The organism is Mycobacterium novum, assembly GCF_010726505.1.
Classification (GTDB): Bacteria; Actinomycetota; Actinomycetes; order Mycobacteriales; family Mycobacteriaceae; genus Mycobacterium; species Mycobacterium algericum.
Map to the genome: position 1 here is coordinate 1,515,227 of NZ_AP022562.1, position 12,665 is coordinate 1,527,891.

The 12,665-nt window shown below is 69.0% G+C and carries 12 protein-coding genes and 1 pseudogene; 7 read left to right on the forward strand and 6 right to left on the reverse strand.

Going from position 1 to position 12,665, the window contains the following annotated elements:
* Nucleotides 1-29: 29 nt before the first annotated feature.
* Entirely contained in the window at nucleotides 30-737 is a 708-nt protein-coding gene (locus G6N19_RS06955) for a phosphatidylserine decarboxylase (RefSeq protein WP_081465462.1), read from the forward strand.
* Nucleotides 734-1,639: a CDP-diacylglycerol--serine O-phosphatidyltransferase gene (gene pssA / locus G6N19_RS06960; protein ID WP_013827362.1), complete on the forward strand. Its 906-nt coding sequence runs from the start codon at nucleotides 734-736 to the stop codon at nucleotides 1,637-1,639. Before G6N19_RS06955 ends, pssA begins: the two co-directional genes overlap by 4 nt.
* Before the next feature lies 1 nt (nucleotide 1,640).
* Here the strand turns inward: pssA and G6N19_RS06965 are convergent, their stop codons facing one another.
* Nucleotides 1,641-2,216 (reverse strand): chorismate mutase, encoded by a 576-nt coding sequence (locus G6N19_RS06965; protein WP_013827361.1) that lies wholly within the window; start codon nucleotides 2,214-2,216, stop codon nucleotides 1,641-1,643.
* Here G6N19_RS06965 and G6N19_RS06970 point away from each other — a divergent pair.
* Complete coding sequence (locus tag G6N19_RS06970; protein ID WP_083036423.1) at nucleotides 2,215-4,413, forward strand: AAA family ATPase; 2,199 nt, start codon at nucleotides 2,215-2,217, stop codon at nucleotides 4,411-4,413. The two genes, G6N19_RS06965 and G6N19_RS06970, sit on opposite strands and share 2 nt — an antisense overlap.
* A 57-nt stretch (nucleotides 4,414-4,470) precedes the next feature.
* Here the strand turns inward: G6N19_RS06970 and G6N19_RS21185 are convergent, their stop codons facing one another.
* The 3 genes and pseudogenes from G6N19_RS21185 to G6N19_RS06980 all read right to left on the reverse strand — a co-directional run bounded on the left by G6N19_RS21185 (nucleotide 4,471) and on the right by G6N19_RS06980 (nucleotide 5,881).
* Nucleotides 4,471-4,950, reverse strand: coding sequence for an SRPBCC family protein (locus tag G6N19_RS21185; protein WP_232062668.1), 480 nt, complete (start codon nucleotides 4,948-4,950; stop codon nucleotides 4,471-4,473).
* Nucleotides 4,927-5,286, reverse strand: a pseudogene (locus tag G6N19_RS21190) (bleomycin resistance protein); the annotation flags it as partial. The gene G6N19_RS21185 and the pseudogene G6N19_RS21190, both read right to left, overlap by 24 nt.
* Nucleotides 5,287-5,296: 10 nt before the next feature.
* Nucleotides 5,297-5,881, reverse strand: coding sequence for a TetR family transcriptional regulator (locus tag G6N19_RS06980; RefSeq protein WP_085088137.1), 585 nt, complete (start codon nucleotides 5,879-5,881; stop codon nucleotides 5,297-5,299).
* 47 nt (nucleotides 5,882-5,928) lie between these two features.
* Between G6N19_RS06980 and G6N19_RS06985 the strand changes: the two genes are divergently transcribed.
* Genes G6N19_RS06985 through G6N19_RS07000 form a run of 4 tightly spaced genes read left to right on the forward strand, consistent with a single transcriptional unit; the run spans nucleotide 5,929 to nucleotide 9,734 of the window.
* Nucleotides 5,929-6,759, forward strand: a complete 831-nt coding sequence (locus tag G6N19_RS06985) for a mycofactocin-coupled SDR family oxidoreductase (RefSeq protein WP_013827358.1) — start codon at nucleotides 5,929-5,931, stop codon at nucleotides 6,757-6,759.
* Nucleotides 6,756-7,559 carry a mycofactocin-coupled SDR family oxidoreductase gene (locus G6N19_RS06990; protein WP_193466051.1) on the forward strand — a complete coding sequence of 268 codons (804 nt, stop codon included), beginning with the start codon at nucleotides 6,756-6,758 and terminating at the stop codon, nucleotides 7,557-7,559. Before G6N19_RS06985 ends, G6N19_RS06990 begins: the two co-directional genes overlap by 4 nt.
* Nucleotides 7,537-8,340: a carboxymuconolactone decarboxylase family protein gene (locus G6N19_RS06995; RefSeq protein WP_041316870.1), complete on the forward strand. Its 804-nt coding sequence runs from the start codon at nucleotides 7,537-7,539 to the stop codon at nucleotides 8,338-8,340. Before G6N19_RS06990 ends, G6N19_RS06995 begins: the two co-directional genes overlap by 23 nt.
* On the forward strand, nucleotides 8,337-9,734 hold the full coding sequence (locus G6N19_RS07000) for an aldehyde dehydrogenase family protein (RefSeq protein WP_013827355.1): 1,398 nt from the start codon (nucleotides 8,337-8,339) through the stop codon (nucleotides 9,732-9,734). The genes G6N19_RS06995 and G6N19_RS07000 overlap by 4 nt, the downstream gene beginning before the upstream one ends.
* A 51-nt stretch (nucleotides 9,735-9,785) precedes the next feature.
* Here G6N19_RS07000 and G6N19_RS07005 read toward each other — a convergent pair whose 3' ends face one another.
* Nucleotides 9,786-11,240, reverse strand: coding sequence for an aldehyde dehydrogenase family protein (locus G6N19_RS07005; protein WP_085088131.1), 1,455 nt, complete (start codon nucleotides 11,238-11,240; stop codon nucleotides 9,786-9,788).
* 38 nt (nucleotides 11,241-11,278) lie between these two features.
* Entirely contained in the window at nucleotides 11,279-12,562 is a 1,284-nt protein-coding gene (locus tag G6N19_RS07010; RefSeq protein WP_085088202.1) for a cytochrome P450, read from the reverse strand.
* Between the last annotated feature and the right edge of the window lie 103 nt (nucleotides 12,563-12,665).

Below are 12,665 nucleotides of genomic sequence, written 5' to 3' on the forward strand. Positions count from 1 at the left end.
ATCAACACGACAGCTTCTAAGATGGCCGGATGGCCAGACGACCCCGCGCAGCAGATGATCCCGGCGGTCTGCGACACCTGATCGATCTCGTGCGCTCAACGGTGCCGCCGATGCACCACGCCGGCTTGCCGTTCGTCGCCGGCGGCCTGGGTGTGGCGGCGGTGGGCCGCAAGCAGCGCTGGGTTCGCGGCGCCGGGCTGCTGGCCGCGGGTGCCAGCGCCGGGTTCTTCCGGCATCCCCGCCGGGTACCGCCGACGCGCCCCGGTGTGGTGGTGGCACCCGCAGACGGCATGGTCTGCCTGGTCGACACCGCGACCCCGCCGCCGGAACTGGATCTGCCCGACACCCCACTGCCGCGGGTCAGCATCTTCATGTCGGTGTTCGACGCGCACGTGCAGCGGGCTCCGGTCGGCGGTGAGGTGCTCGACGTGCTGCACCGGGCCGGCCGGTTCGGGTCTGCGGACCGCACCGAGGCCAGCGAGGACAACGAGCGCAACAGTGTGCGGATCCGCACCGCCGAGGGCGCCGAGGTGATCGCCGTGCAGATCGCCGGGCTGCTGGCACGGCGCATCGTCTGCGACGCCCGGCCCGGTGACCATCTGGCGATCGGTGACACCTACGGGCTGATCCGGTTCGGGTCGCGGCTGGACACCTACCTGCCGGTCGGGACGCAGCCGCTGGTCGGCGTCGGGCAGCGCATGGTCGCCGGTGAGACGGTGCTGGCCCAGCTGCCATGACGAGTTCCGCCCGTCCGGTCCACCCGACGACCCGCACCCGGGGCCCGGTCGGCCTGCACATCCTGCCCAGTTCGATGACGGTGCTGGCCATCTGCGCCGGCCTGACCTCGATCAAGTACGCACTGGACGGCCAGGTGCACGTCGCGATGGCACTGATCGCCGCGGCCGCCATCCTCGACGGTCTGGACGGCCGGGTGGCCCGCATCCTCGACGCCGAGTCGCGGATGGGCGCCGAGATCGATTCGCTGGCCGACGCCGTCGACTTCGGGGTGGCGCCCGCCATCGTGATCTACGTGTCGCTGCTGTCGACGCAGCCGGCGGGCTGGATCGTGGTGCTGCTGTATGCGGTGTGCGTGGTGCTGCGGCTGGCCCGGTTCAACGCGTTGCTCGACGACGCCACCCTGCCGGCCTACACCCGCGAGTTCTTCGTCGGGATGCCCGCCCCGGCCGGAGCGATCACGCTGATGGGCCTGCTGGCCGCGAAACTGCAGTTCGGCGACGGCTGGTGGACGTCGCAGTGGTTCACCTGCGCCTGGGTGGTGGGCACGTCGATGCTGCTGGTCAGCCGGATCCCGATGCGCAAGATGCATGCCGTGTCGGTGCCGCCGCATCTGGCGGCGGTGCTGCTGGCGGTGCTGGCGCTGGTGGCCGCCGCGGCGTTCCTGTTCCCGTATGTGCTGGTGCTGGTGCTGATCGTGGCCTACCTGTGCACCATTCCGTTCTCGGTCCGCAGCCAGCGCTGGGTGGCTGCGCATCCGGAGGCCTGGGAGCACGCTCCCCGGGAACGCCGGGCCGCGCGCCGGGAGATCCGCCGGTCGCAGCCGGGACGCCGCCCGTTGGGCATCCGCCGGCCCAGCGGGCAATCGATGGCCCGGCTGCGGTTGCGCAAACCGGGTCGCTGAGCTATTCGGAGCAGTACTCGCGGGTCGCCGATGTCAGTGCGCCGTGTTCGAACTCGCCTAGTCGGCGCGCGGCGCTGACCTCCCGGAGCGCCTCGTCGAGCAGGGCGGCGCACTCCGGCGAATGCAGCTGCTGCCGCCGCAGCCCGATCTGGGTGAGCATCTCGCGGTTGAATCCGTCGATGCGGGCACGTGATTCGGCCAGCTCGGGGGCGCTCGCCGGCGCGGTGGCCGGGTCCAGTTTCCACTGCGCGAACCGGTGGTGCTCGACGGCTTCGGTGGCGGCGATCTGGTCGCCGAAGATCCGCTGCACGTAGGCGGGGTCGAGGTCGTTACGGGCGGCATCGTCGGCCAGCTTCGCCAGTTGCTGCTGCACCCGGACCGGGTCCTCGATGGCACCGCCGGTCCGCCATTTGACCGCCGCCACATCGTCGGCGACCTGGAGGCGGCCGGCGGCGGCGTCAACCAGCTCGGCCAGCGGGTTCGCCGTATCGGCGCGAGACGGCACCGGTATCGCCAGCAGCGTGACCGCGCCGATCGCCGGCAACAGTGAGCGGCGGTATGCCGATAATGACCGCATGGGTTCTATTGAAGAGCATCGGGACGGCGATGGCTCCCGGACCTCCTCCCGCCACCTGACGCTGATCGCCCGGCTCAACACCTCCGCGGTCGACGCCCGCCGTGGTGTGGTCCGGCTGCACGCCGAAGCGATTGCCGCCCTGGGCATCCGGGAGTGGGACGCGGTGTCGCTGACCGGTTCTCGCACGACGTCGGCGGTGGCGGGGCTGGCCGGGCCGGATGCCCCAACCGGGGTGGTGCTGCTCGACGACGTCACGCTGTCCAATGCCGGGCTGCGCGACGGCACCGAGGTGGTGGTGGCCGCGGTGACCGTTTACGGCGCCCGATCGGTGACGTTGAGCGGCTCGGCACTGGCCTCGCAGAGTCTGTCACCGAACACGCTGCGCCAGGCGCTGCTGGGCAAGGTGCTCACCGTCGGCGACGCGGTGTCGCTGCTGCCCCGCGACCTGGGACCGGGCACCTCGACCTCGGCGGCGACCACCGCGCTGGCGTCGGCGGTCGGGATCAGCTGGACCTCCGAGCTGCTCACCGTGACTGGTGTCGATCCCGCCGGACCGGTGAGCGTGCAACCGAATTCACTGGTGACCTGGGGCAACGGCACCGCGGTCACGGCGAAGCCGTCGGCCGCCGCGCGGGTGCGTCCGGCCCGGATCGCCATCGACGAACTCAAGGGCTGCGAGGCCCAGGCCGCCAAACTCGCCGAATGGCTCAAGCTGGCCCTCGACGAGCCGCAGCTGCTCAAGACACTCAACGCCGGAACCAACCTCGGGGTGCTGGTCTCGGGGCCGGCCGGGGTCGGCAAGACGACGCTGGTGCGGGCGGTGTGCGAGGGCCGACGGCTGCTCGAACTGGACGGGCCGGAGATCGGTGCGCTGGCCGCCGACGACCGGCTGGCCGCGGTGCGCTCGGCGGTGGCGAAGGTCCGCGACGGCGGCGGCGTGCTGCTGATCGCCGACGTGGACACCCTGCTGCCCGAACCGCCGGAGCCGGTCGCGACGTTGATCCTGGCTGAACTGCGCACCGCCGTGGCCACCGAGGGAGTGGCGTTCATCGCCACCTCGGCGCTTCCCGACCGGGTCGATCCGCGACTGCGGGCGCCGGAGCTGTGCGACCGGGAGATCCGGCTGAGCCTGCCCGACGGCGCGACCCGGGCCGCGCTGCTGGCCACCCTGCTGATCTCGGTTCCCACGACGGACCTGACACTGAGTGAGATCGCTGACCGCACACCGGGTTTCGTGGCGGCTGATCTTGCCGCGCTGGTCCGGGAGGCGGCGCTCCGGGCGGCGTCGCGGGCTAGTGACAACGACGAGACGCCCACGCTCACCCAGCAGGACCTGATCGGGGCGCTCAGTGTGATCCGTCCGCTGTCGCGTTCGGCGGCCGCGGAGGTCTCGGTCGGCTCGATCACCCTCGATGACGTGGGAGACATGGCGGCCACCAAACAGGCGCTGACCGAGGCGATCCTGTGGCCGTTGCAGCACCCGGACACCTTCACCCGGCTCGGTGTCGATCCCCCGCACGGCGTGCTGCTCTACGGCCCGCCGGGGTGCGGCAAGACGTTCGTGGTGCGCGCCCTGGCCGGTTCCGGGCGGGTCAGCGTGCACGCGGTCAAGGGCGCCGAGCTGATGGACAAGTGGGTGGGCAGCAGCGAGCGGGCGGTGCGGGACCTGTTCCAGCGCGCCCGTGATTCCGCGCCGTCACTGGTGTTCCTCGACGAGATCGACGCGCTGGCGCCACGGCGGGGACAGAGCTTCGATTCCGGGGTGACCGACCGGGTGGTGGCCGCGCTGCTGACCGAACTCGACGGCGTCAACCCACTGCGCGACGTGGTGGTGGTCGGGGCCACCAACCGGCCGGAGCTGATCGATCCGGCGCTGACCCGGCCGGGCCGGCTGGAGAAGCTGGTGTTCGTCGAGCCGCCGGACGCCGACGCCCGCCGCCAGATCCTGCGGGTGGCCGGCAAATCCGTGCCGCTGCACGACGACGTCGACCTTGACGCGCTGGCCGCCGACTTGGACGGCTATAGCGCCGCGGACTGTGTGGCGCTGCTGCGCGAGGCGGCGCTGACCGCGATGCGCCGGTCCATCGACGCCGCCGACGTCACGAAGGCCGACGTGGCCGCCGCCCGCGAAACCGTGCGACCATCCCTGGATCCCGCGCAGATCGAGGCGCTGCGCTCCTTCGCCGACAACCGCTAGCCCGTCCATGCCCCAGCGTGCGTGTCCCCGGCCGACACACCATGCGAATCACCGGGTTTACGCACGCTGATCGGTGGCGTCAGGACCCTCGACCAACCATGCGAGCCGGGCGAGCGAGGCCGCCAGGTTGTCCGCGGTGGTCAGCCGCGCGCGCTGCAGGCGGTTCGGGTCGCTCAGTGACGACCAGTCATAGGTGTGGGTGACGCGGGTGTGGACCGCGTCCAGCGGTTCGAGTTCCCACCGCCATAGGTGTCCCGGCGGCGGGGTGTCGGGTTCGGCTGGTAGCCAGGCGATCCGGCGTCCTTCTTCGAACTCCACCACATGGTTCTCCCGGACGGCGCCGGACGTCAGCGTCACGGTGAACAGGCTGCCGGCGGCCCGCACCCGCTGCCCGGGACCCGCTTCGGCCAGGTTGTCGTTGCCGTCCCAGTGCGGCTGGCGAGCCGGATCGGCGATCAGCTCGAAGATCCGCTCGGCCGGTGCGGCGATGTCGCGGGCGGCGCTGACGATCCGACGTGGCGAACCGACGCGATGCAAAGTGCCCTCCGGGTCGACGTAGGCGAACTCCCGAAGCCGGTAGTCGGTGTCGGCCGGTGCGATGAACCGACCCGGAACACCCGATGCCGTCCATTGCGCGTAGAGCGCGTCGGCGTCGTCGACGTACAGGTACACCGCGGCCGCGGTGCGCAGCGGGTCGTGCTCAGCCCATTCGGTCAGGTGCAGCGACACCGCGCCGCGGTCGACGAATCCGTAGCGGGCCGGCCCGGCGTAGGCGCGGGCGGTGAATCCGAGGCGGCGGTAGCGGTCGAGGGCCGCATCGAGATCGCGCACCGGAATGACGGGTGCGACGGCGGTGAACACGACATCCGGCATTGGTAGCAGCCTACGTCGCCGGCCGGCGCCGAGCGCCTCGGTCCGCCTCGTATCCGCTGGTGAGCCGGTAGACCGCCCGGTCCAGGGTGGGCAGGATATCGGTGATCGCAAGCTCGCCGGCGGCGAAGCGCGCCGACAGGCCGTACACCAGGTTGGAGATGATGACATCCAGGTCGGCGATGAAGGCTTCGTCGACCTCGGAGAGCGCCGCCCGCATCGCCGGCCCCACGACGTCGAGCCCGCGGCGTACCAACGCGTCACCGCCAGGCGCGGACCGGGCCCGCACATAGGCCGTCAGCATGGCCGGGTGGCGCTCCCACGGCTCGAAGATGGTGCGGTACAACCGCATCAGCGCCGGGTACAACGGCTCGGCGGGCTCTGGCGCATACGCGTCGACGCCGGAGTAACGGTTCTCCGCCATCCAGCTGTCCAGCGCGGCGAGAATGAGCTCGTCGCGGGTGACATACCGCTTGTAGATGGTGGCCAGCGACACCCGGGCGCGACGGGCGACCTCGCGGAGTTGAACCGCGTCGTAGCCTTGCGTTTCGAGGATCTCGACGACGATGCCGAGGATCCGATCCTCCGGGCCAGACATCGATTCACCCCCTTGCCGTCGTTGAGTAACCAGGTTACCGTACCGGCATGGGTTCTCTGGACGGAAAAGTCGCATTCATCACCGGGGCGGCGCGCGGGCAGGGCCGCAGCCACGCGGTGCGCCTGGCCGCCGACGGCGCCGACATCATCGGCGTGGACATCTGCGCCGACATCGCCTCCAACGGCTATCCGATGGGCTCCCGCGACGAGCTGGACGAGACGGTCGCCTTGGTGGAGGCGCAGGGCGGCAAGATGATCGGCTCGGTCGCCGACGTCCGCGACTTCGCAGCGCTGAAGGCGGCACTGGACGCCGGTGTCGAGCACTTCGGCCGGCTCGACATCGTCTGCGCCAACGCCGGCATCGCCGCCATGGCGTTTCGCGAGCTGACCGACGAGGAAGACCTGCAGATGTGGACCGACGTGCTCGACGTCAACCTGGTCGGCTCGTTCCACACCGCCAAAGCCGCCATTGGCCACTTGATCGCCGGTGACCGGGGCGGGTCGATCGTGTTCACCAGCTCGACCGCCGGGCTCAAGGGTTTCGGCGGGCTGCAAGGCGGCGGCCTGGGCTACGCGGCGTCCAAGCACGGCATAGTCGGTTTGATGCGAACACTGGCCAACGCCCTTGCCCCGCACAGCATCCGGGTCAACACCGTGCACCCGACCGCGGTCAACACCATGATGGCGGTGAACCCGGCCATGACCTCGTTCCTGGAGAACTACCCCGACGGCGGCCCGCATCTGCAGAATCCGATGCCGGTCGGCATGCTCGAACCCGAAGACATCAGCGCCGCGATCGCCTACCTGGTCTCCGACGCTGCCCGCTACGTCACCGGGGTCACCTTCCCCGTCGACGCCGGCTTCTGCAACAAGCTATGAGCGGGCGGGTAGCGGGCAAGCGGGTGCTGGTCACCGGCGCCGCGCGAGGCATGGGTCGCAGCCACGCCGTGCGGCTGGCCGAGGAGGGCGCCGACCTTATCCTGGTCGACATCTGCGCGTCGCTGCCGGAGATCGACTATCCGCTGGCCGCAGCCGAAGACCTCGAGGAGACCGCCCGGCTGGTCGAACAACAGGGTCGCCGTGCGGTCACGCGCGTGGTGGATGTCCGCGATGGCGCCGCGCTGCGGACCGCGGTCGACGACGGGGTGGCGGAGCTGGGCGGTCTGGACGCCTCGGTCGCCAACGCCGGGGTGATCACCGGTGGGACCTGGGACACCACCACCTCCGAGCAGTGGCGCACGGTAGTCGACGTCAATCTGATCGGGGCGTGGAACACCTGCGCTGCGGCGCTGCCGCACCTGGTCTCCCACGGCGGCAGCCTGATCAACGTCAGTTCGGTGGCCGGACTGAAGGGCAGCCCGCTGCACACGCCCTACACCGCATCCAAACACGGGGTGGTCGGCATGAGCCGTGCACTGGCCAATGAGCTTGCGGCGGTGAATGTCCGGGTCAACACGGTGCATCCCACCGGGGTTGAGACCGGGATGCGGCCGGATGCGCTGCACGCCCTGCTGCACGGCGAGCGCGCCGACCTCGGCCCGATCTTCGCCAACGCGTTGCCGATCATCATGACCGAGGCCCGCGATGTCAGCAACGCGGTGCTGTTTCTGGTCTCCGACGAGTCCCGGCACGTGACCGGGCTGGAGTTCAAGGTGGATGCCGGTGCCACCCTCCGGTGAGGCGGGGCGCGGAGCGCGCGCATTCGCCGAGTTGATGACCCTCCCGATCCCAGCCACCGCCGCCCCCGCCGCTACCCTGCTCGACTTCGTGTTCGGCGAGATCTGGCAGCGTCCGGGATTGAGTCGCCGCGACCGATGGTTCATCGCGCTGCCCTGCCTGGCCGCAGCCGACACCGAGGAGCCGCTGCGCGAACACATCTACGCGGCATTGCACAGCGGCGACGTCACCATCGACGAAATGCGGGAAGCTGTATTGCATTTCGCGGTGTACTCCGGCTGGCCGAAGGCGTCACTGTTCAACATGATCGTCGACGAGCAGTGGCAGCGCATCCACACCGAGCGCGGTGAGCCGGTACCGCCCCCGACACCGCTGCTGCCGCTGACCACCCCGAGCGATCCTGAGTCCCGGCTGCTCGCCGGCGAGCAGGCCTTCCGCGACGTCAACTGCCTGCCCTACGTGCCGACCCGCGACGACCCGTACTCGGGTGCGGGGATCTTGAACTTCGTCTTCGGCGAGATGTGGCTACGGCCCGGGCTGGGCATGAAGCAGCGGCGGCTGATCACGGTCGCCTGTGTCGCGTTCCAGGACGCGCCGTATCCGATCCTCAGTCACGTCTACGCCGCGCTGAAGAGCCGCGACGTGTCCTTCGACGAAATCGACGAGGCCGCTTTGCAGTTCGGTGCCTACTACGGCTGGCCCAAGGCGTCGCGACTGATCGACGTGATCGAGGAGCAGAAGCAGCGCGTCACGCAGGAGTGGGCTGAGGAAGGCAATGCATGACGCCTCCCGTCACGCACGACCACATCTATCCGGCCACCGGCCGACCGAACGCCACTGTGACACTGGCCGGCGCAGCGGAGATTCACCAGGCCGTGGCCGCAGCGCAAGAGGCGCAGCGAGAATGGATTGCGCTGACCGTCGACCGACGCCGCGACCTGCTGATCGACCTGGCCGACGTGGTGCACCAGCATCTCGGCGAATTGGCCGCGCTGAACGTCCAAGACTATGCGGTACCGATCTCGTTCGCCGGGAACGCAATTCTGCTCGAGCGATTCCTACGCCACTTCGCGGGCTACGCCGACAAGCCGCACGGCTCCAGCACGCCGGTGAGCGAATCCTTCGACGTCAACCTGATCGAACGCGAACCATACGGTGTGGTGGGTGTTATCGCCCCTTGGAACGGCGCGCTGGTGGTCGCCGGATCGTGCGTTGCACCCGCGCTTGCAGCAGGCAACGCGGTGGTGTTCAAGCCCTCCGAGCTCGCGCCGCTAGCCGCGCTGCGCTTCGGTGAGCTGTGTCTGGAGGCGGGCCTGCCGCCCGGGCTGGTCAGCGTGATGCCCGCCGCCGCAGCGGGCGGTGACGCGCTGGTGCGCCATCCCGGCATTCGCAAGATCCATTTCACGGGAGGCGAAAACACCGCCCGCAGCGTGCTGCAGGCCGCCGCCGTCAACCTCACTCCGGTCGTCACCGAACTCGGCGGCAAGTCGGCCAGTATCGTCTTCGCCGACGCCGACCTCGACGCTGCGGCACAGCTTGCCGCGCATCAGGGCCCCTTGATGCAGTCCGGCCAGAGCTGCGCCTGCGCCAGCCGAGTGCTGGTGCACGAGTCGGTCTACGACACCTTCGTCGAGAAGTTCCTGGCCGCGGTCGGCCGTGCCAAGGTGGGCGATCCGCTCGATCCCACGGTGATGTTCGGTCCGGTGATCAGCCAGGCCGCCACCGACCGCATCCTGGACGTGATCGGGCGGGCAGCCACTGATGGCAGTGGCGAACTTCTTGCCGGCGGCCGGCGGCTCGGCGGTGAGCTCTCATCGGGCTACTACATCGAGCCGACGGTATTCGGCGGCGTCGACAACTCCTCGCCGCTGGCCCAGACCGAAACGTTTGGTCCCGTCGTGTCAGTGATGAGGTTCCGCGACGACGCCGAAGCCGTCGCACTGGCCAACGGCACCCGCTACGGACTCAACGCGTTCGTCCACACCCGCGATCTGCTGCGCGCCCACCGGATCTCCCGGCAGCTGGAAGCCGGCTCGGTCTGGATCAATACCATCAGCAGTATCTCACCGCAGGGCCCCTACGGCGGTTACAAGCAGAGTGGATTCGGGCGCACCGGAGGCGCCGACGGGCTCCACGAATTTCTGCAGATCAAGAACATTCGCATCGGCATGAACTGAGGCCCTGCCCACCGAGTTCACTCTCGGGGTGGGCAGGGGCTCGGGCAGCACTCACAGCTGCGTGTACACCGACTTGGTCTGCAGGAAGCTTTCAACGCCGTCTCGGCCCCACTCGTGACCCCAGCCGGACTGTTTGTAGCCGCCGAACGGCACCGAGTGGTCGAAGACCATCTGGCAGTTCAGCGAGACGGTTCCGGCCTCCAGCCGCTTGGCCAGCCGGTGGGCGCGGCTCAGGTCGCGGGTCCAGGCGGTGGCGGCCAGGCCGTACTCGGAGTCGTTCGCCAGCGCGACGGCTTCGTCGTCGTCGTCGAAGGGCAGCACCGTGACCACCGGCCCGAAGATCTCCTGCTGGTAGAGCCGCATCCCGGGATCCACATTGGCCAGCACGGTCGGGTGCACGAAAAAGCCACGGCGATCCAGCCGGTGCCCACCGGTGATGACGTCGACGTGGTCGCGCTTGCCTTCGTCGATGAATCCCATCACCCGGTTGAGCTGCTTCTCGCTGATCAGCGGGCCGATCATGGCGCCCTCATCTCGCGGACCACCCAGCTGAAGGTTGTTGGCCACCATGGCAATACCGTCGACCACCTGGTCGTAGACACCGCGCTGCACGAAAATCCGTGACCCGCAGATGCACCCCTGCCCGGAGTGGATGAAGATGCCCATTGCGGCCATCGTGATGGCGGTGTCCAGGTCCGCGTCGTCATAGATCAGCACCGGCGACTTGCCGCCCAGCTCGAGGCTGACCCGCTTGAGGTTTCCGGCCGACGCCGCCACGATCCGCTTGCCGACTTCGGTGGAACCGGTGAACGCGATTTTCTGCACGCCGGGGTGATCGACCAGCGCTGCTCCCGCGGTGTGCCCGTAACCGGTGACCAGGTTGACGACGCCGTCGGGAACCCCGGCCTCGCTGAGCAGCCGTACCAGGACCAGCGCCGAAAGTGGCGTCTCCTCAGCAGGTTTGGCCACACTGCTACACCCGGCGGCCAGCGCCGGCGCCAGCTTGGTACAGGCGTTGAAGACCGGGCCGTTCCAAGGGAAGATCAGGCCGACCACCCCGTAGGGCTCCTTGAGGGTGTAGGCGTGCAGGTCGGCATGCGCGCCGGAGATGCCACCGCTCATCTGCACCTGGTGCGCCTCACCGTTGAGTTTGGTGCACCAGCCGGCGTAGTAGCGGAAGATCTCGGCGCAGGTTGGCACGATCATCTGCGCCTGCATCAGCGGCATCCCGGTGTTGATCGAATCGATCTGGGCCAGCTCATCGGCATGTTCATCGATCAGATCCGCGATGCGCCACAGGATCTTGGCGCGGTCGCGGGCCGGCATCGCGCTCCAGACACCCGAATCAAAGGAGGCCCGGGCCCGAGCAACCGCGTCGTTGACGGCCTCGGCGCCGCCGTCGTTGAATTCGCCGATCTGCTCCTCGGTTGCCGGATCGACGATCGGGATCACCTCGCCCGCGCCGGGACGCAGACGCACTTCATCCAACACAGAGCTGAGAGTCATTGCTGACCTTTCCGATGACGCGTTGCGGCGAGGACGGCCTACTGTTCGACCGGGTCGAACTCGATGTGCAGCGCGGTCAGCCCGCGCAGCAGGAACGTGGGCTCATAGGTGTAATGCCGGTCGCCGGCCGGGCCGTGGTGCTCCTCGCTGATCCTGATGTCGCGCATCCGGTCCAGCATCCGGTTGGCGGTGATCCGCCCCTCGACCCGGACCAGCGGTGCCCCGGGGCAGGTGTGAATGCCGCGGCCGAAGGCGATGTGCTCGCGAACGTTCTTGCGGTCCAAGTTGAATTCATCCGGGTTCTCGAACTTGCGCGGGTCCCGGTTGGCCGCCCCCAGGCACAACATCAGCACGGTGCCGGCCTTGATCGGCACGCCGGCCAGCGTGGTGGTCTTACGCGCCAGCCGGAAGTCGATCTTGGTCGGGCTCTGGATGCGCAGGGATTCCTCGATGAACCGCGGGATCAGGTCGCGGTTCTCGCGCAGCCGCTGCTGCAGCTCGGGCTGCTCGCCGATCACCTGCACCATCGTCCCGAGCAGTTTGGTGACGGTCTCCTGCCCGGCGCCGAACAGGAAGGTCGCCGGACGCACCACCTCCATCACCTCCGGTATCGTCCCGTCGGGATAGGTGGCCTCGGCGAGCATCGTCAGCACGTCGGCCCGGGGATTGCGCCGCCGGTCGGAGATGTAGCCGTTGAACTTGTCGTCGAGGTATTCCAGTGGGTTCAGGCCCACCGGCTCGCCATCGAGGGCGCCGACTCGGGCACCCGGGCGCTCACCGGCTCCGAGAGCGCGGCGGAACTCGGCGCGATCGTTATCGGGGACGCCGAGCAGGTCGGCGATCGCCAGCGTCGCAAAGGGTTTGGCGTAGTCCATCAGGAACTCGCAGCGGCCGGTGGCGATGAACTCATCGAGCTGCAGGTCGGCGAGCCGCCAGATGAAGTCCTCGTTCTCCTTGAGCCGAACCGGGGTCAGGATCCGGCCCAGCAGCGCGCGGGTCCGCTCGTGCGCCGGCGGATCCTGGACGACCACGTGCTCGAAGATCGGGAACAGATGCCGATGCGCCTCGATCTGCTCGGTGATGTCGTCGCCCTCGGGTTCGAACGGCAGCGGCGGGAACGGCCCGCCGATCGCGTTGACAGCCGAGAAGGAGTCGTGGTCCTTGAACGCGGCGTGCACCTCCTCGTAGCCGGTGACGGCGACGACGCCGTGATGCGGCTCGGCGAAGACGGGCCCGTTCGAGCGGAGGTATTCGTAATAGGGATAGGGATCCTGAGTTACGCCTTCGTCGGAGAAGTAGTCCACCGCCGCGAGATCCGTCATCACGCGATGCGCCCTTTCGCTTGTATCACGACCTCGTCGCGCTGATCGATCGATCAAATTGCTAGAATGTCCCATGCCTACCATGTGCAACGACGGGCGGTCA